The organism is Arsenicicoccus cauae (assembly GCF_043162025.1).
Lineage (GTDB): Bacteria > Actinomycetota > Actinomycetes > Actinomycetales > Dermatophilaceae > Arsenicicoccus > Arsenicicoccus cauae.
The window spans coordinates 942,044-961,304 of the sequence record NZ_CP171001.1; the positions used below are offsets into that span (position 1 = coordinate 942,044).

Consider the following 19,261-nt stretch of genomic DNA (forward strand, 5'->3'; position numbering starts at 1 on the left):
CCTTGGACTGGTGACATGGGCAGGGCGGGCGGTGGGCTTGTGCGGTCTGGTCATGCGCGTCCCTGCCATGGCACCAGCAGCGAGGTGATGCGCTTGATCAGCGCGTCGAGCAGGATCGCCGCGATGCCGATCACGATGATGCAGGCAATGGTCAAGGGTGTCTGCAGCTGGGTGCCGGACAGGTAGGCGAGGCCACCGATTCCCGGGATGCCGTTGTTGAGTTCCGCCGCCACGACCGTGGTCCAGGCGAACCCGGTGGCGAGCCGGACGCCGCTCATGATCGACGGCAGGCTGGCGGGCAGAATCACGAACCGCAACACCTGCATCCTGCTGGCGCCCAGGCTTTGGGCCGCGTGGACGCGATCACTGCGGATGCCCTTGACACCGTCGATGGTCGCCAGGGCAATCGGTGGGAAGGCAGCCAGGAACAGCAGCCAGATCTTGGAGGTGTCACCGATTCCGAACCAGACGATGAGCAGGCCGATGTAGCCGAGCGGCGGCAGGGACCGCAGGAAGCTCAGGTAGGGCTCCACCAGCCGATCGAGCACCGGGACGAGTGCCATCGCGAAACCCAGCAGCACTCCCACCGCGATGCCGGCGAGGACGCCGATGCCGATGCGTTGCAGGCTTGCCAGCAGGTGCTCCCACAGGAAGTAGCCCTGCTCGCCGCAGACGACGCGCGGGTTGCCGGCCGCGATCGGACGGCAGGAGTTCGCCTCCGTGAAGGCGCGTACCACCGACTGGGGGCTGGGCAGGAACAGGGGCTGGATCATCTTGCTGCCGGTGAGGGCCCACCAGACGAAGAGGACAACCAGGAAAGCGGCAAGGTCGGTGCCCCAGAGCCTCAGGCGGGTGCGTCCCGGCCAGGGAGGCCGCCGACGGGTGGGCTCGTCCGGACCGGACGAGGGGCCCGGCCCGGACTGGGCCAGTTCAGACGCGGTGGCGGCTCGCGTCGAGGCGGTGGTGCTGGTGACTGGCTTGGCGGTCATGGCGTAATGGGCTCAGGCGTACGCGTGTGCGGGCGTCCGAGTGCCACGACGAGGCCGGCGATGGCAACGGTGCCGATGATCAGCCCGGGTGGTGGGGCGCCGAGCAGCGCGAGTGTTTCGAGGGCAGCGAGGCCCGTGACGGTGAGGGACATGCGCAGGCTTCCTGTGAAGGCGGAGGGGAGGGCATTGATGGCAGCACGGGTGCGAACCGACCGCGGGTTCTGCGGGCGTGGGTCCGTTTCCGCGGTGCAGAGGCCACCACGGACACGGGCCTGATGTGCGGACTGCGTCAGCGACCGGGCACACCAGCCGGACCTTGGGGAACGTCCCCGCGTAGGGTCACGCGTCGCATCACCCGGGGTGCCGTGTAGTCGCGATTGGCGTAGTGGGCGGTGCTGCGGTTGTCCCAGATACCGACGTCGCCCGGCGACCAACGGTGCCGCACGAGGTGCTCCGGCTTCGTGAGGTGGGCATACAGCAGGTCGAGGATGGCGCGGCTCTCGGCATCGGAGACCCCGACGATGTGGGAGGTGAACCCGGGCTGCACGAACAGCCCCTTCTCACCGGTCTCGGGGTGCACCCGCACCACCGGGTGCTCGACGGGCGGGATGCTGGTCACCTCGACGCCGTCCCACACATTGCCGCGGTTCTCGTGCCGACGCAGGTAGGCACCCCACTCCCGGTTGCCGTCGTGGACTGCGGTGAGCTGGTCAGCCAGGTGCTGCACCGGCTCCGCCAGCGAGCGGTAAGCGGCCTGGCTGTCGGCCCACTGCGTGTCACCGCCGGTGGGCGGCAGGGTCACGGCGCGCAGGATGGAGCCGGCCGGCGGGCGCTGCACGAAGGTGACGTCGGTGTGCCAGACGTCGGAGAAGCTGAATTCGGGGTCGGTGCTGTCGATGTTGTAGATCTCGGCGCGGCTGCCGTTCGACTTGGCGACAGGGTGGCCCGCGGTCAGGTCGCCCAGGCGATTGCCCAGCGCCACCTGGTCGTCATCAGTGAGCTCCTGGCCGGAGAAGAACAGCACCTTGTGCCGCAGCAGGGCCTCGTGGACAACGGCGACGTCGCTGTCAGTCAACTGGCGCAGGTCGACGGCGCGCACCCTGGCCCCGATGCAGGGACCGAGCGGTTCGATGCGCGGGCCAAGGTTGGTTGTGCCGGTGGTGGGCTTGTCAGTGGTGATGGTCATGGGAATTCCTCTCGCGGAAGAACCGGGGGTGCTTTGAGGGACGTACGCGGTGTGGCTGGTTCAGCCGCTGATGGTCTCGTCGGAGGCGCGTCCGGCCAGGCGAAGCAGGGTGCCCCTGGTGATGCCGACGAGGGAGATGAGCACGCTGCCGGCCAGCACCAGCGGGGTGCAGATCCGTGCGGCGACGTTGGTCACGTGGACCCAAGGCCGTGCTGAGGGACCATGCATGTGTGCGGACTGCAGCTGGCACGCCGCTGGCTGCTGCGGACTAACGGGACGAACGTCAGGATCAGCGACAGAGCGCCGAGGAGACCCGCAGGAGGTCGACGTGACGACGAGCGGTGAGGTACCTACCGACGGGCCGGGACATCCCCGGTCGGTGCTGCATGCCCACCGTGGCGCGCGTCAGCACATCGTGGTGCCGTGCGGTGTGGAGCATCGCGAAATCCTTCAGCGTCGTTTCCTAGTTAGTACATCGGTTTTATAGGATTTAGCCCGAGGGTGCAACCGACGGTCCCCAACTGTCCGGATTGCAGGACGCACTTCAACCTCGGGGAGTCCGGTCCTAGGCGACACCCACCCCGGTCCGTGAGCGCGGTGCTGGCAGAATGCTCCATCGTGAACGTGTCCACCCGCGTCGAATACGCCGTACGGGCGCTGCTGTACCTCGCCGCCCAGCCTGGCTCGTCGTCGGTGGCCGCCATCGCCGAATCGCAGAACATCCCGCGCAAGTTCCTCGCGGCGATCCTGGCCGACCTCAGGCGTGACGGGTTGGTCACCAGCCAGCGCGGACCGGCAGGCGGATACCAGCTGGCCGAGGACCCTTCAGAAGTGTCGATCGGCGAGATCTTCCGCGCGGTCGACGGACCGCTGGCCCGGGTCCACGGGCTACGGCCGCACGAGACGTCCTACGAGGATCTGGCCAGCCACCTTCCCGAGCTATGGGTCGCATTGCGCGTCGCACTACGGCAGGTGCTCGACGACGTGAGCCTCCAAGACGTCCTGAGCGGGCGGTACCCCGAGCACATCCGACAACTGCTCACCGCGCCAGACGCTTGGCAAAACCGCTGACCCCTGTCGAACCCGACCACCCCCACGTCACATCTCGACATGCCGTGTGTCGCAGGTCGTCGGCCTGGATGGCGATGTCCTGGCCGTGCTGGTGCGCCTGCAGGTGCTCGACGACGACAGCCCCTTCGAGGCGTGGCACCACCGAGACCTCTCACCGTTCCTGCCGCCGGGGTCACCCTCGCGGCTCCACCTGCGCCATCACGTGCTGAGCACGCCCGTGGGTCTGGCGAGCGTGGCGCACGACTGCCCCTTGGCTGCCCCGGAGGACCCGCCCGGGCCCCGGCCCTGGGCGCCCGAGGTGGGCGTAGGGATCACGGACGTGTCGCTCGGCTACGGGGTGGAGATCCGGCCGGGCCCCTCGATGTGACGGGCCAGGGTGGACACGATCGAGGCCCGGGCTGCTCGTCCCTCGGGGGTCGGCGTGAGGGGATACACGTGCACGAGCCCCTCCTGCTCGTGGTAGTCCACCTCGACGCCGGCCTCTCGGGCCCGGGCGATCAAGAGCTTCGCGTCGGGCCACAGGATGTCGTGGGTGCCGGCATACAGGCTGATCGGGCCCAGGCCGGTCAGGTCCGCTGCGAGCGGGCTGACGAGCGGGTCGTCCAACGGCAGCCTCGCGCGCCACAGGTCGATGAAGACCCGCGTGCCGTCGCGACCCAGCCACGGGTCGTGGGGCTGGACCGTGTCGATCTCGGGGTTGCTCAGCGACAGGTCGAGCGCCGGGGCGATGAGCAGGGTGCGGGGAAAGGTGCGAGCGTCCCTGTCCCGCAGCAGGATCGCCGTCGACAGCGCGATCTGGCCGCCGGCCGAGTCGCCGGCGAGGGCCGTGGTGCCCCAGCGCTGCTCGCTGCGCAGCACCAGGTCGGCGAAGGCCGGCACCACCTGCGCCGCCGTCCCGTAGGGCACCAGGGGATAGATCGGCACGGTCACCGCCACCCCCGCCTGCGCGGCGACCTGGGCCGTGAGCTCCCAGTGCTGGCGGGCGATCTCGGCATACCACCCGCCCCCGTGGGCGTAGACGACGCCGCCGCGCGGCTCGCCCGACCGGGGCCGGACCGTGTAGACCGGCCAGCCGCCGACGCGCTCGACGTCGATGCGAACGTCCCTGCGCAGCAACCGAGGTGGGCCGTAGGCCTCGGGGCGGGTGGTCCGCTCGGCCAGCCGCTGTCGGGCGCCGCGCTCGGTGCAGAACGGCCGGTTGGCGCGGGTGGCTCGCAGCAGCAGCGGCAGGACGGCGTGGGACATCAACGAGGGCATGGCTTCACCGTATGCCGAGCCCCCCTACGAGACCTGGGAGCGGGTCGTCAGGACGTCCACCACGCGCCGGCCGACGGGCTGCTGATGCCGGCCGGCTTCGAGGGAGATGATCAGACCGTGACCGCACCCACTGCCCCGACCCATGTGACGACGCGCGACCAGGCCAACGAGCCGCGCGTGCTGCTCGCCGCCGCCACGACCGTCGTCCTGTGGGCCTCGTCGTTCATCGTGATCCGGTATGCCGGGCCGCACTACGACGCCGGCTCGATGGCGCTGCTGCGCATGCTCGTCGGCGCAGTCGTGCTGGGTCTCATCGCCGCCCGCTCCGGGATCCGCTGGCCCCAACGCAGATCCGTGCCCCTGGTGATCGCGTGGGGCGTCGGCTGGTTCTGTCTCTACCTGTTGGCGCTCAACGTCGCCGAGCAGACCGTCGACGCGGGCACTGCCGCGATGATCGTCAACCTCGCGCCGCTGATGGTCGTGGTCTTCGCGGGTCTCTTCCTCGGAGAGGGGTTTCCGCGTGGGCTGCTGATCGGCGCGCCCGTGTCCTTCGTCGGCGTGGTGCTGATCGGCCTGCAGTCCAGCGGCGGCCACCTCGCGATCACCGGACTGCTGCTGGCGCTCGCCGCGGCCGTCCTCTACGCCGGCGCCACGCTGCTCCAGAAGCACCTGATGCGCTCCGTCGACTCCACCACCCTGACGTGGCTCGGCGCGACCGCCGGCGCCGTGGCGCTTTTGCCGTGGTCGGGACGCCTGGCCCACGACCTCGCCACGGCGCCGCTCGGCGCGACGCTGGCCATCGCCTACATGGGCGTGCTGCCAACGGCGTTCGCGTTCACGACCTGGGCCTACGTGCTCATGCGGACCTCGGCCGGGCGCACCTCCGCGACCACGTATGTCGTCCCCGCCGTCGCCATCGTGCTGTCCTGGCTGCTGCTGGGGGAGGCCCCGACGCCCGTCATGTTGCTGGGTGGCGCGCTGTGCCTGCTCGGCGTGGCGATCACCCGGATGATGGGGCGGTGACGGCGGCGTCCTCCCGCCATACGTCCGCGAGGGCGAGCGCCCCGAGACTGATGCCGTCGCGCAGCCGGCCCGTGGCGATGAGCTCGCGGACCTGGGCGCGGGTGAACCACCGCGTCGCCTCGACCTCGGGCTCCTCGTCGTCCTGGCTCCCCTCCTCGCGGACGAACCCCGCCAGGACCACGGCCACCGATCCCGCGAACACCCCGGTGTCCGGATAGATCTCGCCCAGCTCAGCCTCGAGCGAGGCCACCATGCCGGTCTCCTCGCCCAGCTCGCGCAGCGCCGCCCGCGCGGGGGAGGCGTCGCCGGGGTCGACCATCCCGCGCGGGATCTCCCACAACCGCACCCCGGGCGCCGGTCGCTCCTGGTCGACGAGGAGCACGCGCGCCTCACCACCCCCTGCGCCGTCGCGACGGATGCACACGCAGGCCGCGCCGGTGAGGCGGCGGTCCTCGTCGCCGAGCTGCAGGCGCAGGTTGGTGCGCGTCCAGCCGTCCGTCTCGCGCGTGGCGGCCTCGACCTGCCAGCCGCCGTGGCGCTCGTCCGTCCACAGGGTGTCCCAGTCGAGCTGCTCGCTCGGCGGGGACGTGCGCTGCCAGTCGTCGTTGGTAGTGGAGTCCCTCACCAGGCGGGGAGCTCGCCGGCGCCGGGCGTAACCCGCAGGTCGCTCTCGTCGATGGCCGTGTCGTTGATGGAGGCCTCGCGCCGCGCCATGTAGCCCAGCTCGTCGAACTCCCACAGCTCGTTGCCGTAGGACCGCCACCACTGCCCGTCGGCGTCGCGCCACTCGTACTGGAAGCGCACGGCGATCCGGTCGTCACCGAACGTCCAGAGGTTCTTGCGGAGCCGGTAGTCCAGCTCGCGCTCCCACTTGCGGGTGAGGAAGGCGGTGACCTCGTCGCGGCCGCGCAGGTGGTCGTCGCGGTTCCGCCAAACGGTGTCGACGGTGTAGGCGCCGGCGACGCGCTCGGGGTCGCGGGTGTTCCACGCGTCCTCCGCCGCCTGCACCTTGGCCAGGGCGGTCTCACGGGTGAACGGCGGCACGGGCTGGCGGGGTTGCATCGGTCCTCCACGGGAGTCGTCGGGTCTCGGCCCACGCTATCGCCCGGCGTCGGTCTCTCGGACCCCCGCCGATGGTTGGATCGATTACTCTCGCCGCGGGCTGGTGCGCGGCCGCCCGCCCCGCCACCGCCGGAGCCGGCGCCGCCGCCATACGATGCCGACCACGGCCATGATCCCGATCCAGGCCACGACCTCATGGCCTGAGCAGCGCACCCTGCCTCGCCGGCCGGTGGCAGAGTGGTGCGCATGGACGACCTCTCGCGCTTCGTTCAGGCCCAGGATGCTCACGGCGCCTACGACCAGGCCCTGGCCGAGCTGCGCCGCGGGCGCAAGACCAGCCACTGGATGTGGTTCGTGCTGCCGCAGGTGCGCGGGCTGGGCAGGAGCGGCATGGCGGTTCGCTACGGCATCGCGGACCTCGACGAGGCCGGCGCCTACCTCGCGCACCCCGTCCTCGGACCCCGCCTGCACGAGTGCTGCGAGGCGCTCCTCGCGCTCCCTGCCGCGGCGACCGCCGACGCCGTCATGGGCGGCATCGACGCTCTCAAGCTGCGCTCGTCCATGACGCTCTTTCACCGGGCCGACCCCCAGGACCCGGCGTTCACAGCCGTGCTGGAGCGTTACTTCGGGGGAGCCGTGGACGACGCCACCGACGCCCTGCTCGCCTGACCGGCGTCATCGGCACTGCTGCCGGGGCCGTCGTCCTCAGGTCGACAGCTCGTTAGAGCGCGGTATGACCCCTGACGCGGGCAGACTGGCGGCATGCGCAGCGACCAGACCTATGACGTCGTCGTCCTCGGGGGAGGCCCCGTCGGTGAGAACGTCGCCCAGTACGCGACCGAGCACTCAGGGCTCACGGCCGTGCTCGTCGAGCGGGAGCTCGTGGGCGGTGAGTGCTCCTACTACGCATGCATGCCCAGCAAGGCACTGCTCCGCCCCATCGAGGTGGCGTCGACCGCCGCCCACCTCGGTGGCCTGTCCCGCCCCCACCTGGACGTCGCAGCCCTGCTCGCGCGGCGGGACGAGTGGGTGTCGCACTACGACGACGCGAGCCAGGTCGACTGGGCCGAGGGCGCCGGCATCGACGTCGTGCGAGGTCACGGCCGGATCACCGGCCCGCGCACGGTGGAGGTCACGCGTGACGGGGAGGGCCCCGTGGTGCTGCACGCCCGGCACGCCGTCGTGATCGCCACCGGCAGCAGCCCCGTCGTGCCCGAGCCGTATGCCGCCGCCCTGCCCTGGGGATCGCGTGACGCCACGGGCGTGGTGGAGGTGCCCGAGCGGCTGGCGATCGTGGGTGGGGGCGTCGTCGCGTGCGAGGCCGCTACCTGGATGGCGGCCCTGGGCTCCCACGTCACGATGCTGGTGCGCGGCGACCGGCTGCTGGGCGGTGCGGAGCCGTTCGCGTCCGAGGCGGTGCTGGAGGCCCTCCGGGGGGCGGGCGTCGACGTGCGTCTCGGCGTGGAGGTGTCGCGGTGCCGCCGCGAGGACGCGCGGGACACCGGTCTCGGTCGCGTCCACGGCGGGATGGTGCACCTGCTGACCACCACCAGCGCCGACACCGGCGCCGGCGCGCCCACCGGCGACCAGACGAGCCCTGCAGCGGACGGCGAGGCGGGTGCGGGCGAGGTGGTCGAGGCCGACGAGCTGCTGGTGGCCACGGGGCGTCGGCCACGCCTCGAGGGTCTGGGGCTCGAGACGGTGGGGCTGGACGCGCAGGCCCTCCTCCGTCATACGAGCTCGCCGTCCGAGAGCAGCCGGGGGGAGGTGCCCGACTTGCTGTTGGCCGTGGGCGACGCCAGCGGCGAGGCGCCGCTCACCCACTGGGGCAAGTACCGCGCCCGCGTCCTGGGTCAGCATCTCGCTGCCCGGACCACCGGCGCGGAGCCGGAGCCGGTGCCTGACGACGTGCCGGTGCCGCAGGTCGTGTTCACCGATCCCCAGGTCGCCTGGGTCGGTCTCACCGCGTCCGCGGCTCGGGAGCGGTTCGGCGAGACCGAGGTGGAGGTGGTCGAGGTGCCCTTCACCGGCGCTGCGGGCGCGGCTCTGCTCCGTGACGACGCGTCGGGCACGGCCTCGCTGGTCGTCGACCGCGGCTCGCGGACGGTTGTGGGCGCGACCTTCGTCGGGCCCGACGCCGGCGAGCTGCTCCACGCGGCGACCATCGCGATCGTCGGCCGGGTCCCGGTGTCGGTGCTGCGGCATGCCGTCCCCAGCTATCCGACCGCCAGTGAGCTGTGGCTCCGTCTGCTCGAGGGCCTGCCGCGGGACCTGCGCCGCTGATGCACTGGCGCGGTCCGGCTCCGCGGCTGACTGCTGCGCGCCTGTCCGGCGCAGCCTGGATGCACACTGTGCATTTGGTGCACTGCGTGCAATGAGCCTAGGCTGGCCACGTGCACAACAGACGCGACCTCGCCAAGCGCGAGACCAGGGAGGCCTTGGCCGACGCGGCGATCGCCATCGCACGGGTCGACGGGGTCGCCGCGCTCACCGCGGACGCGATCGCCGACCGGGCGGGCGTCTCGCGCCGCACCTTCTTCAACTACTTCCCCACCACGGACGCCGTCCTCGCGGTCCCGTCCATGGACTTCGTCACCCGTGCGATCGAGAGCTTCGAGGCGCGTCCCCTGGACGAGCCGGTGCCCACCGCCGCCGTCGAGGCCCTCCTGCACGGAGCCGGTCCCGACGACCTGGCCCGGCTCGCCGACGTGGTGTGCCTGTGCCGCGACGACGCCGCGGCGTTGCGCGTGGAGCGCGACGCCTGGGGCTCCGCCGAGGAGGGGATCGCCAGCGCCCTGGCCAGGCGCCTCCCCGCGGGCACCGAGCCGCTGCGCCTGCGCGTCCAGGCCTCGATGATCGCCGCGGCCGGCCGCGCCGCTGTCCAGGCCTGGGCGGAGGAGCTGGACGCCGACGGTCGGGGTGAGCTGCCCCCGGAGGCCGTCGACCGCCTCCGCGCGCTGCTGCTCGAAGCCATCGGCTACCTGGCCGACGGCTTGAGACCAACGCTGACCCCACCTGACCACCGCTGACTGTCGCCGGCACCCGGCGCGCAGCACCCACCGTCTGAACCACCCCCCTTGATCGGAGCGACCCACCTATGGCCACCCTGCTCTATCGCCTCGGCCTCCTGTCGGCTCGCAAGCCCTGGGCCGTCATCGTGGCCTGGCTGCTCCTCCTCGGCGGCGTCACCGGCGCCGCCGCGGCCTTGCGGACCCCGCTCAGCAGCACCATGACCGTCGAGGGTCTCGAGTTCCAGCAGACGCTGGACACCCTCAAGCGGGAGATCCCGGACGCGGCGGGAGGGATCGGCACCGTCGTCTTCCGCAGCGACTCCGGGCGCTTCACCCCGGCCCAGCAGGCCGCGGTCGCCACGGCGATCAAGGACTGGGAGGCCCTGCCGCAGGTGGCCGATGCCATCGATCCGTTCGCCACGCAGAAGCAGCTCGACGACGCTCAGCGCAAGACCGCGGAAGGTCAGAAGCAGCTCGACGCCAGCGAGAAGCGGCTGCGTGCCGGCGAGGCCGAGCTGGCCCAGGGCAAGGGGCAGGTCGACGGCGCGGCGCGGCTGGGCCTGCTCAAGGGGCAGCAGCTCACGGACGCCCGCGCCAAGATCGCCGCCAGCACCAAGCAGCTCGAGGACGGCCGGACCCAGCTCGAGCGCGGCAAGCGCGAGCTCGCGCTGGGGCAGCGCGAGGTCGCCCTGACCAAGGACACGCGGTTCGTGTCCGCGGACGGCACCGCGGCGATGACGCAGGTCCGGTTCCACCAGGAGATCCACAGCGTCTCGCCCGAGCAGCGCCAGCAGGTCACGGCGCTCGAGCGCCAGCTGGCGGACGCCGGCGTCAAGACCTACTTCGGCAAGGAGCTGGTGGAGGACGTCTCGAGCGTCATGGGGCCCGGCGAGATCATCGGCATCGTGATCGCCGCCATCGTCCTGCTCGTCATGCTCGGCACCCTGGTCGCGGCCGGGCTCCCCCTCCTGATGGCCATCGGCGGGGTCGCGCTCGGCACCGGGACGACCCTGGCGCTCAGCCAGGTCGTCGAGCTCAACTCCGTCACGCCCGCCCTCGGCCTCATGATCGGTCTGGCCGTCGGCATCGACTACGCCCTGTTCATCGTCAACCGGCACCGCGAGCAGCTCAAGACCGGCATGGCCCGCACGGAGTCGATCGCGCTCGCGGTGGGGACGGCGGGCAACGCGGTGACCTTCGCCGGGATGACGGTGTTCATCGCGCTGGCGGCGCTCGCGGTCACCGGCATCGGCTTCCTCGGCACGATGGGCTTCGCCGCTGCCGGGACGGTCGCCTGCGCCGTGCTCATCAACCTGACGCTGCTGCCCGCCCTGATGTCACTGGCGGGCCACCGCATGCTGCCGCGCCGGGTGTGGCGCTCGCACGGCTTCAACGCTCGCGGCGAGTCTCTGTCCGACGCCCATCCTCGCGACTCCGAGCACGCCGACCGCGGCTGGGGTGCCGTCGTCACCCGACACCCCTGGCTGGCGATCGTGGCGGGTCTCGCTCTCGTGGCCTTCCTCGCCGTGCCAGCCACCGGCCTGCGGCTCGGGCTGCCGGACGGTGGCTCGGAGCCCGAGTCGTCCACGGCATACCAGGCCTATGCCACCATCGGCGAGAAGTTCGGCGCCGGGGCCAACGGACCCATCGTCGCGGTGGCGTCCCTGCCGGCCGGTCTCGACGAGCTGGCCACCAAGGACAAGCAGCTCGACGTCGCCGAGGCCCTCAAGCTCGACTCCGGCCTGGTCAGCGTGATGCCGGCCGGTCTCAGCAAGGACGGTCGCACGGCCGTCTACCAGGCCATCCCCAAGGGTGGCCCGGCCGACCAGGCGACCGTGGACACGGTGCACCGGATCCGGGAGGACGCGGCGTTCATCAAGGACGTCACGGGCGCGGACGTCAAGGTCACCGGGCAGACCGTCGCCAACATCGACATCTCCCAGAAGCTCGCCGACGCGCTCCCGCCCTACCTGCTCATCGTGGTGGGCCTGTCGCTGGTGCTGCTGCTCATGGTGTTCCGCTCGGTGGTGGTCCCGCTGATCGCGACGGGAGGCTTCCTGCTGTCCCTGGCCGCGGCCTTCGGCGGCATCGTCGCCGTCTACCAGAAGGGCACGCTCGGGTCCCTCTTCGCGGTGACCCACCCCGGCGCCATCCTCAGCTTCCTGCCGATCCTGCTCATCGGCGTCCTGTTCGGCCTCGCGATGGACTACCAGATGTTCCTCGTCTCGGGCATGCGCGAGTCCCACGTCCACGGCGAGGACGCGCGCCGAGCCGTCCGCACGGGCTTCAGCCACGCGGCGGCCGTCGTCACGGCGGCGGCGATCATCATGGTCTCGGTCTTCGCCGGGTTCGTGCACGCCGAGCTGGCGATGATCCGGCCCATCGGCTTCGGCCTGGCCCTGGGCGTCCTCATCGACGCCTTCGTGATCCGTATGACGCTGACGCCCGCCGTCATGCACCTGCTCGGGGAGCGCGCGTGGTGGATGCCTCGCTGGCTGGACCGGATCGTGCCCGACGTCGACGTCGAGGGCGTCAAGCTGGTCGACCGCGTCCAGGGTCACCCCCACGCCTGACGAGGGGGGCGGTGCGGCGGCGCCCGGGGGCGGTTGAGACCATGGAGTCTCGACCGCCCCCGCCCATCACCTCCCAGGAGAACGAGTCCCCATGCGCACCCGCGACCTCACCGCCGCCGTCCTGGCCACCAGCCTCGCCCTGGCCCTCACCGGGTGCTCGACCGCGCCGAACCAGACCGCGTCGGCGTCCCCAACGTCCCCAGCGCCCTCAGCGTCGTCAGCGCCCTCAAGCCCGGCCGACACGCAGGCCTTCCTCGCCCGCAACGGCCTCGCCGGCAAGGACGTCAAGACGATCGTGTCCGAGCTGGACCGCACCCAGGACGACAAGGCCAAGGGGCTCAAGGGATCCGTCCGGCAGGGAGAGCTCCAGCTCACCGACGCCTCCGGCGCCACCGCCGCCGTGCCGATCCCCGCGGACTCGTTCTACCTGTCCATGGCGCCCTACGTGTCGCGGACGCACGAGTGCTTCTATCACCACCTCACCGGCTGCCAGGGCGAGCTCGCTGACAAGGCCATGCAGGTCACGATCACCGACGCCGCCGGCAAGACCCTCGTCGACGAGCAGGTGCGGACCTACGCCAACGGTTTCGTGGGCTTCTGGCTGCCGCGCGACGTCACCGGCACCATCACGGTGGTGTATGACGGGAAGACGGTGAAGGCACCCTTCGCCACCGGCGCCACGAGCCCCACCTGCGTCGCGACGCTGCAGCTCGCCTGAGGCTCCGCACGCCTCACGCCAGCACGGTGACCAGGTCGTGCGCCCCGTCCGGGCGGATCATCTCGGCATACCACCGGGTCGTCCCGTCCGGCAGCGCCCTGCCGTCCCCGTCCGCGTCCGCGACCGCCAGGCCGGTCGTCTCTCGCCGGTTGTGCGCGGCGTCCGGGCGCCCGTCGTAGGTCAGGGTCAGCGGGTGGTCCCCCAGCCAGGCCGTGACCCGGGCGCCCGCTCGTCCCAGCGACCCGGCCGGCCCGCGAGCACCTCGCCCTCGTCGCGCCACGTGAGGCCGTCGGGCGAGGTGAGCAGGCGCGTCGTCATACGGTCCTCGTGGCCCACGACGTCGAGGGGGTGGCAGCACAGCCAGCAGCGCCAGCCGGACCCGTCCCGGACCACCACCGGGTCCAGTGCTTGGAGCCCGGGGTCGCGCAGGAGAAGTAGAGTCGCCAGCCGTCGTCCAGGCGCACCAGCGCCGGACGCTCGAGCGAGGCCGCGCCGAAGGACTCGCGGTCGAGCGTCACGACCGGGTCGAACCCGACGCCGTCGCGGGAGCTCGCCACGACGACACCCACGCCACGGCCCTCGTCGACGGGTCGGCGGAGCGCCGTCCGGCCTGTCCCGCGCAGTAGCGTGGACCCGACGCACCCCGACCCCACGGAGGCTTCCCGATGATCCACCCCGTCAAGGCTGCCGCCCGCCTGATGCTGGGCTCCCTGTTCGTCATGGGGGGTCTCAACCAGCTCAAGGACCAGACCTACACCGGTGGTCTGCTCGACGAGGCGAGGCAGCGATACGGGTTGCCGGAGGTCGCCGCCCCGGCCGACCTGGTGCGGCTCAACGGGGCCGCCATGCTCACGTGCGGCGCGTCCCTGGCCCTGGGCATCGCGCCGCGGACGTCGGCCCTGGCCCTCGCCGCCCTGCTGCAGCCCACGAACGTCGTGGGTCATGCGTTCTGGTCGATGGACGACCCGCGCAAGGCCTTCGTCGAGCGCAACCACTTCATGTCCAACGTCGCGATCAGCGGTGGGCTGCTGGCTGTCGCTGCGGACTGACGTCGGCGGAGCCGATGGGCCGGTGGGCCGTTGGGCCGGCGGGGATCGAGCCAGGGCCGTCTCGGCGGGGAGGTCGGCCTGGACGTGGCGGCGCCGGTCGCGCCGGTTGAGGGTGTCGACCACGTGGGCGGTGGCCGCGTCCCCGGTCACGTGCCGGTGTGGATGGGGGGGCCGTAGAGAAGCATCAGGCGGGAGAGGAGCAGGTGATCTTGATCGTCGAGCCGGGGTTGCTGGTTCGCGCGGGGGTGCTGGTGCGCGGGTTGTTGCTTGGCGCTGTCGCTGCGCGGGGTTGGGGTCAGTGGCCGAGCAGCGTGCGCAGCGCGAGCCGGGTGGCCTCCTCGTCCAGCTCGAGCTGACCCGTCATGAGGTGCAGCACCGTGCCGTCCATGAGCGCCGACACGGTCAGGGCGACCCGGTAGGGGTCGGGAGTGCCGACCGACGCCACGAGCTCGGCCAGTCCTGCGACCTGGCGGCGGCGGTGCTCGGAGAGGTCCCGGCCACCTCCGGAGGCGAGCGCGAGCCGGGCCCGGGTGTGCACCCCGCCGCCCTCCAGCGCGGCCACCCGGACGAAGGACACCAGGGTCGCCACCACATCGTCCACATCGTGGAGACCGCTTCCAGGATCCATCTGGTGGTACGCCTGGAGGTCTCGAGCCTCGATCTGGAGGAGGATCGCCTCGACCAGCGACTGTCTGGTGGGGAAGTAGTTGGCGGTGCTGCCCAAAGGGATTCGCAGCGCTCGATCGATGGCGCGATGTGACAGCCCCTTGGCGCCCCCCTCGGCCAGGAGCTGGATGGCGGCCTCCAGCACGGCGGTGCGACGATCCGGCATGTGCCCATTATCGGCACAACAGGTGTTGTAACCTGGCCATACGAACGGGCTCCCCAGGCGGACGCCCGGTCGGGCGCGCGAGGGGGAGGCGCCCGGCCGGATCGCCACGGGGAGCCCGGTCGCGTGCACGCTGGGGTGGCCGTTGCGTGAACGCTGGGGTGGTCCGAGGTGGTCCGAGGTGGTCGAGGTGGTCCTGGCCGTGGCGGCAGCGGCTTGCCTCCGGTGGTTCACCTGGCCGACAGGTCCCTACGGCGGTAGCCGGCCAGGCCGAGGATCATCACCGCCAGGGCGGCGAGGCCCACCCCCCGCCCCGCGAGGACCTGCGGCAAGGCCATGGCCCCACCGGGGCCGCGCTCAAGGACGCGATGCAGAGCTGGCGCGAGACCCACCCGGACTGACGGGGCCCACCACCGCTCAGGTGCCCGGCTCGCGGGCCACCTGCGCGCCGCCGCGCTGCTTGGCGAGATACATCAGCTGGTCCGCCCGGTCGAGACCATGCTGGAAGTCGCTGTCCTGGACGGTGGTCACGCCGATGCTGGCCCTCACCGGGTCCCCGTCGCGCACCGCACCGAGCCGCGTGAGGCTCTCCAGGTCGTCCGCGAGCGAGCCGCCGACCCCGGCCGGGCGCACGACGACGAACTCGTCGCCCCCGTAGCGGGCGCACAGGTCCTCGGGCCTCGCGGCGGCCCGAAGCGCGGCCGCGAACTGCCGCAGCACCGCGTCACCGGTCGCGTGCCCCCTGCTGTCGTTGACGGCCTTGAAGCCGTCCAGGTCGGCGAGGGCCACCTGCGCGGCCGGCTCGTCCGGCGGCGTCGCCGTCATCTGCTCGCCCACTTCCCACAGGTGCAGCCGGTTGTGCAGCCCGGTCAGCACGTCCCGGGTCGTCATCTCCCTGACCTGCTCGTGGTTGCGGCGCAGGTCGGCCATGGCCGCACGCAGGCCGTCGGCGCGCTTGTTGGCCTGTCGCGCGAGCTCCTCGGCAGCGCGGGTCCGGTGCCACACCTCGAGGGCGAGCACAGCGGTGCGGGCCTGCGAGGCGTGACAGGTGAGGATCGCGTCGGAAAGCCGCCGCGACGCCTCCAGGGCCCCCCGCAGGTCGCCGGCGCTCTCCCGCAGCCCCACGAGGTCATCCAGCAGCTCGATCTGGAAGGGGAGGGACACCCGGTGGAGGACGGCATCGATCAGGGCGCACCCCTCTTCGGGGTGACCCTGCACGCCGCTGATCACGGCTCGGGTGCGGACCACGCTGATGGCGTTGGTGACGTCGCGCATGGAGGCGGGATCCGGCAGGTCCCGGGCCAGCTCGAGGGCGCCCTCCGTGTCGCCGAGCTCCAGCCGCGTGCGCACGCGCACCGCGCGGATGTGGTGCCCCAGCTCGGGCCAGCCCTTGCGCGCGAGCTCCTCGGCCGTCGCCAGGCCGGGGATCTCGGGCGCGAGGCGGATGCCGTGGCGCAGCTGCACGTCGTGCAGGTTGCTGATGGCCAGCGCCTCCATGGCCATGGACTCGGTGCTCGCCGACGGCGTGTGCTCCTCGCGGAAGGTCCGCGCCAGCTCGATCGCCTCGAGGTAGAAGTGGCGGGACTGGTCGGGGCTCGCGAACTCGAACGCGTTGCCCAGGTTGGTCAGCCCGCGGGCCAGGCCCACGGTGTCGTCCTCCTCCTCCGCGAGGCGGCACTGCTCCCGGTGGGCGGCCACGCCCTCCTCGACGAGGCCCAGCTCGACCAGCACGACGCCCTGGACGCCCCTGGCACGGGAGCGCCAGCCCCAGGCGAGGTGCGGGGTCTCCAGGATCTGCGACACCATCGTCAGCGCCTCGTCGAGCCGCTGCTCCCGCCAGGCGAGGAAGGCCTCGAGGACAAGCCTCTCCGGCGAGTGGGGGACGATCGCGAGGCCGTCGGCGAACGCCGCAGGATCGACGTACCTCCAGGACCAGACGCGCTCGAGACGTCGGACGTCGTCGGGGCTCGCTGACATGCGGACAGAATAGGTTGAGCCTCCATCGAGGTCCCGGTGATGTCCGCACCTGGTGCTGGGAGCTGACGCGAACGCCCTGTCGGTGCCGCTGGCTAGGCTGGGACCGACGGCACGACCACCGTGGACCGTGCCTCGGCCGGAGGCCCCGCGGACCTTCAGGTTCACCTACGAGGAGATCGGGATGGGTGACGGCGACTACTCCCTGTTCACCGGCCTCGGCGGCGACCGGCCGGCCGGGGGCATCGGCCAGACCGGGGCGGACCAGACCGGCGGCGAGACCTTCACCCTGCTCACCCCTCCCCGTGACTGAGCTGCGCCCCGACTGCGCCCGCTGCGTCGGGCTGTGCTGCGTCGCGCTGCCCCTGACCCGCGGGGCGGACTTCCCCGTCGACAAGCCCGGCGGCGTGCCCTGCGGCAACCTGCTCGCCGACGACCGTTGCGGCATCCACGACCGGTTGGCCGAGACGGGCTGGCGCGGCTGCGTGGCCTACGACTGCTTCGGAGCCGGCCAGCGCGTCACGCAGCAGACCTTCGCCGGACGCACGTGGCGGGACGACCCCGACCCGGGCCTGCCGGGCCGGATGTTCGCCACCCTCCCGGTCGTGCACCAGCTCCATGAGATGAGCTACCTGCTCGCCCAGGCGATCTCGTATGACGCCGCGCCCGATCTCACGCGTCGGTGCAGGCAGCTCGCGGCAGAGGTGGATGCCCTCGCCGGCGGCGCGGCGCAGGACCTGCTCGCGCTCGACGTGACCGCGGTGCGGGCGCGCGTGGCCCCGGCCCTGCGCGACGTCAGCGCCGTCGTGCGCGGGGCGGGGCGCAGCCCCCGGCATACCCGCGGTCGGGGGAGCGCTCGCACCGACCGTCGGATCAGGCCGGGCGCCGACCTGGTCGGTGCCCGGCTGGCCGGCGCGGACCTGCACGGCGTGGACCTGCGCGGGGCCCTGCTCATCGCGGCCGACCTGCGCGACGCCGACCTGACCGGGGCGGACCTGCTGGGTGCCGACCTGCGGGACGCGGACCTGCGTGGGGCCAGGGTGTCCGGGGCACTGTTCGTCACCCCGCCGCAGCTGGCGGCGGCGAGGACCGACGAGCGGACGACGTGCCCGCCAGGTGTGAACGATCTTCACGAGGGGTAGGTTCGTGTGAACCGGTCGTCACGGACCGGGCCAGTCGAACGAAAGGGAAACCTCATGGGTCTCGACGACAAGATGGACAACAAGGGTCAGGACCTGTCCGGCAAGGCCAAGGAGGCCACGGGCAAGGTCACCGGCGACGAGGAGCTGCAGGCCGAGGGCAAGGGCGACCAGATGGGCGCCAACCTCAAGCAGGCCGGCGAGAAGGTCAAGGACGCCTTCAAGAGCTGACGCGCCGAGCAGCACTCACGCCGCCGCCGCACCTCCGCCTGCCGCTCGTTCGGCTCGCGGGTGCGGCGGCGGTGCTCTGCCCGCTCAGGCGAGTGCGCGCGCCAGCTCCCGGACCACCGACGGTCCGTGCAGCGCGAACGCCGTGTAGACCTGCACCAGCGATGCCCCGGCGTCCCGCATCGCCGACGCGTCTTCGGCCGAGCGCAGCCCGCCCACCCCGATGACCGGCAGCGCGCCCGCCGTCTCGTCGTGCACGAACCTCACCACCTCGACCGCACGGGCACGGAGCGGAGCACCCGAGAGGCCGCCCGCCTGTGCGGCATACGTCAGCTCGGTCTGGTCCAGGCCGGAGCGGGACAGCGTGGTGTTGGTGGCGATGATGCCCGCGACCCCCACCTCGAGGCAGACCCCGAGAAGCTCGGCGAGGGCCGGGTCGGTGAGGTCGGGCGCGACCTTGACCCAGATCGGCACCGCCTGTCCCGCCTCGTGGCCGGCGGCGCTGTCGCTGCGCAGCGCGGACAGGATCTCGCGCAGCGCGTCCTTGTCCTGCAGCTCGCGCAGGCCGGGCGTGTTGGGCGAGGACACGTTGATGGCGACGTAGTCCGCGTGCCGGGCCAGGCGACCGAAGGAGTAGCGGTAGTCCTCCACCGCCTCCTCCAGCGGCGTGACCTTGGACTTGCCGATGCTGATGCCGAGCGTGCCCGCGGGGCGGTGGGCGTCGAGCCGGTCCGCGAGGGCGTCGGCTCCGGCGTTGTTGAAGCCCATGCGGTTGATGACGGCGTCGGACGCGGGCAGGGCGAACAACCGGGGGCGGTCGTTGCCGGGCTGGGCGTGGCGCGTCACGGTCCCGACCTCGACGAAGCCGAAGCCGAGAGCGGGCCAGACCGACAGCGCCTGCCCGTCCTTGTCCATGCCGGCGGCGAGGCCCACGCGGTTGGCGAACCGCACCCCGCCCACCTCCACGGGCGCGTCGGTTGCCAGCGCCGCGCGCAGCGGCGCCAGCAGCTCGGGTCGACGGTCCGCGAGCGCCATGAGGCGCAGGGTGCGCGCGTGGACCCGCTCTGCGTCACCTCCCGACACGGAGTACAGCGCCGGGCGCAGGAGATCGTCGTACAGGCGGGAGAGGAGGGGCACGTGCCCATTGTCGCA

The 19,261-nt window shown here is 72.1% G+C and carries 25 protein-coding genes; 12 read left to right on the plus strand and 13 right to left on the minus strand.

What is annotated here, in order from left to right:
• Positions 1-50: 50 nt before the first annotated feature.
• From ACF3NS_RS04370 to ACF3NS_RS04390, 5 genes are all read right to left on the minus strand, one after another.
• A complete protein-coding gene (locus tag ACF3NS_RS04370; RefSeq protein WP_154592492.1) occupies positions 51-989 on the minus strand; it encodes an ABC transporter permease in 939 nt (312 codons plus the stop codon).
• Positions 986-1,141 (minus strand): hypothetical protein, encoded by a 156-nt coding sequence (locus ACF3NS_RS04375; RefSeq protein ID WP_154592491.1) that lies wholly within the window; start codon positions 1,139-1,141, stop codon positions 986-988. Before ACF3NS_RS04375 ends, ACF3NS_RS04370 begins: the two co-directional genes overlap by 4 nt.
• 137 nt (positions 1,142-1,278) lie before the next feature.
• On the minus strand, positions 1,279-2,175 hold the full coding sequence (locus ACF3NS_RS04380; protein ID WP_392468023.1) for a TauD/TfdA dioxygenase family protein: 897 nt from the start codon (positions 2,173-2,175) through the stop codon (positions 1,279-1,281).
• Between the two features lie 60 nt (positions 2,176-2,235).
• Complete coding sequence (locus ACF3NS_RS04385) at positions 2,236-2,370, minus strand: hypothetical protein (RefSeq protein WP_283809745.1); 135 nt, start codon at positions 2,368-2,370, stop codon at positions 2,236-2,238.
• Positions 2,371-2,464: 94 nt separating this feature from the next.
• On the minus strand, positions 2,465-2,614 hold the full coding sequence (locus ACF3NS_RS04390; RefSeq protein WP_154592489.1) for a putative leader peptide: 150 nt from the start codon (positions 2,612-2,614) through the stop codon (positions 2,465-2,467).
• A gap of 179 nt (positions 2,615-2,793) precedes the next feature.
• Between ACF3NS_RS04390 and ACF3NS_RS04395 the strand changes: the two genes are divergently transcribed.
• A complete protein-coding gene (locus ACF3NS_RS04395) occupies positions 2,794-3,246 on the plus strand; it encodes an Rrf2 family transcriptional regulator (RefSeq protein WP_288798168.1) in 453 nt (150 codons plus the stop codon).
• Between the two features lie 46 nt (positions 3,247-3,292).
• A complete protein-coding gene (locus tag ACF3NS_RS04400) occupies positions 3,293-3,613 on the plus strand; it encodes a hypothetical protein (protein WP_154592488.1) in 321 nt (106 codons plus the stop codon).
• On the opposite strand, the gene ACF3NS_RS04405 is transcribed toward ACF3NS_RS04400, so the two are convergent.
• Positions 3,577-4,503, minus strand: coding sequence for an alpha/beta hydrolase fold domain-containing protein (locus tag ACF3NS_RS04405; protein WP_392468028.1), 927 nt, complete (start codon positions 4,501-4,503; stop codon positions 3,577-3,579). The genes ACF3NS_RS04400 and ACF3NS_RS04405 overlap by 37 nt on opposite strands.
• Positions 4,504-4,620: 117 nt before the next feature.
• On the opposite strand from ACF3NS_RS04405, the gene ACF3NS_RS04410 reads away from it, so the two are divergent.
• Positions 4,621-5,526, plus strand: a complete 906-nt coding sequence (locus tag ACF3NS_RS04410; protein WP_288798165.1) for a DMT family transporter — start codon at positions 4,621-4,623, stop codon at positions 5,524-5,526.
• Here ACF3NS_RS04410 and ACF3NS_RS04415 read toward each other — a convergent pair.
• Both ACF3NS_RS04415 and ACF3NS_RS04420 read right to left on the minus strand, forming a co-directional pair.
• Entirely contained in the window at positions 5,504-6,151 is a 648-nt protein-coding gene (locus ACF3NS_RS04415; protein WP_392468030.1) for an NUDIX hydrolase, read from the minus strand. The genes ACF3NS_RS04410 and ACF3NS_RS04415 overlap by 23 nt on opposite strands.
• Positions 6,148-6,588: a nuclear transport factor 2 family protein gene (locus ACF3NS_RS04420; RefSeq protein WP_288798161.1), complete on the minus strand. Its 441-nt coding sequence runs from the start codon at positions 6,586-6,588 to the stop codon at positions 6,148-6,150. Before ACF3NS_RS04420 ends, ACF3NS_RS04415 begins: the two co-directional genes overlap by 4 nt.
• Positions 6,589-6,834: 246 nt before the next feature.
• On the opposite strand from ACF3NS_RS04420, the gene ACF3NS_RS04425 reads away from it, so the two are divergent.
• From ACF3NS_RS04425 to ACF3NS_RS04445, 5 genes are all read left to right on the plus strand, one after another.
• Positions 6,835-7,257: a DUF1810 domain-containing protein gene (locus tag ACF3NS_RS04425; RefSeq protein WP_392468032.1), complete on the plus strand. Its 423-nt coding sequence runs from the start codon at positions 6,835-6,837 to the stop codon at positions 7,255-7,257.
• A 93-nt stretch (positions 7,258-7,350) separates the two neighbouring features.
• Positions 7,351-8,871 (plus strand): dihydrolipoyl dehydrogenase family protein, encoded by a 1,521-nt coding sequence (locus ACF3NS_RS04430; protein ID WP_392468035.1) that lies wholly within the window; start codon positions 7,351-7,353, stop codon positions 8,869-8,871.
• A 110-nt stretch (positions 8,872-8,981) separates the two neighbouring features.
• Entirely contained in the window at positions 8,982-9,617 is a 636-nt protein-coding gene (locus ACF3NS_RS04435; RefSeq protein WP_154592482.1) for a TetR/AcrR family transcriptional regulator, read from the plus strand.
• Positions 9,618-9,685: 68 nt separating this feature from the next.
• Entirely contained in the window at positions 9,686-12,172 is a 2,487-nt protein-coding gene (locus tag ACF3NS_RS04440) for an MMPL family transporter (RefSeq protein WP_288798159.1), read from the plus strand.
• A gap of 91 nt (positions 12,173-12,263) precedes the next feature.
• Complete coding sequence (locus ACF3NS_RS04445) at positions 12,264-12,890, plus strand: CueP family metal-binding protein (RefSeq protein WP_154592480.1); 627 nt, start codon at positions 12,264-12,266, stop codon at positions 12,888-12,890.
• 13 nt (positions 12,891-12,903) lie between these two features.
• Here ACF3NS_RS04445 and ACF3NS_RS04450 read toward each other — a convergent pair whose 3' ends face one another.
• The gene (locus ACF3NS_RS04450; protein WP_230082653.1) at positions 12,904-13,170 is read right to left on the minus strand and encodes a hypothetical protein; all 267 of its coding nucleotides are present in this window, start codon (positions 13,168-13,170) and stop codon (positions 12,904-12,906) included.
• A 34-nt stretch (positions 13,171-13,204) separates the two neighbouring features.
• On the minus strand, positions 13,205-13,459 hold the full coding sequence (locus ACF3NS_RS04455; RefSeq protein WP_230082651.1) for a hypothetical protein: 255 nt from the start codon (positions 13,457-13,459) through the stop codon (positions 13,205-13,207).
• Between the two features lie 96 nt (positions 13,460-13,555).
• Between ACF3NS_RS04455 and ACF3NS_RS04460 the strand changes: the two genes are divergently transcribed.
• Positions 13,556-13,939, plus strand: a complete 384-nt coding sequence (locus tag ACF3NS_RS04460; protein WP_154592479.1) for a DoxX family protein — start codon at positions 13,556-13,558, stop codon at positions 13,937-13,939.
• Positions 13,940-14,234: 295 nt separating this feature from the next.
• Here ACF3NS_RS04460 and ACF3NS_RS04465 read toward each other — a convergent pair whose 3' ends face one another.
• Both ACF3NS_RS04465 and ACF3NS_RS04470 read right to left on the minus strand, forming a co-directional pair.
• Positions 14,235-14,771 (minus strand): TetR/AcrR family transcriptional regulator, encoded by a 537-nt coding sequence (locus ACF3NS_RS04465; protein WP_154592478.1) that lies wholly within the window; start codon positions 14,769-14,771, stop codon positions 14,235-14,237.
• 414 nt (positions 14,772-15,185) lie between these two features.
• Positions 15,186-16,745, minus strand: a complete 1,560-nt coding sequence (locus tag ACF3NS_RS04470) for a GGDEF domain-containing protein (RefSeq protein ID WP_392468041.1) — start codon at positions 16,743-16,745, stop codon at positions 15,186-15,188.
• 181 nt (positions 16,746-16,926) lie between these two features.
• Between ACF3NS_RS04470 and ACF3NS_RS04475 the strand changes: the two genes are divergently transcribed.
• From ACF3NS_RS04475 to ACF3NS_RS04485, 3 genes are read left to right on the plus strand one after another with little or no spacing between them, the layout of a single operon-like run.
• Positions 16,927-17,055 (plus strand): hypothetical protein, encoded by a 129-nt coding sequence (locus ACF3NS_RS04475; RefSeq protein ID WP_288800098.1) that lies wholly within the window; start codon positions 16,927-16,929, stop codon positions 17,053-17,055.
• Positions 17,048-17,884: a pentapeptide repeat-containing protein gene (locus ACF3NS_RS04480; protein ID WP_392468044.1), complete on the plus strand. Its 837-nt coding sequence runs from the start codon at positions 17,048-17,050 to the stop codon at positions 17,882-17,884. Before ACF3NS_RS04475 ends, ACF3NS_RS04480 begins: the two co-directional genes overlap by 8 nt.
• A gap of 54 nt (positions 17,885-17,938) precedes the next feature.
• Positions 17,939-18,112 carry a CsbD family protein gene (locus ACF3NS_RS04485; RefSeq protein WP_154592475.1) on the plus strand — a complete coding sequence of 58 codons (174 nt, stop codon included), beginning with the start codon at positions 17,939-17,941 and terminating at the stop codon, positions 18,110-18,112.
• 84 nt (positions 18,113-18,196) lie between these two features.
• Here ACF3NS_RS04485 and ACF3NS_RS04490 read toward each other — a convergent pair whose 3' ends face one another.
• Positions 18,197-19,246: a quinone-dependent dihydroorotate dehydrogenase gene (locus ACF3NS_RS04490; RefSeq protein ID WP_392468047.1), complete on the minus strand. Its 1,050-nt coding sequence runs from the start codon at positions 19,244-19,246 to the stop codon at positions 18,197-18,199.
• Between the last annotated feature and the right edge of the window lie 15 nt (positions 19,247-19,261).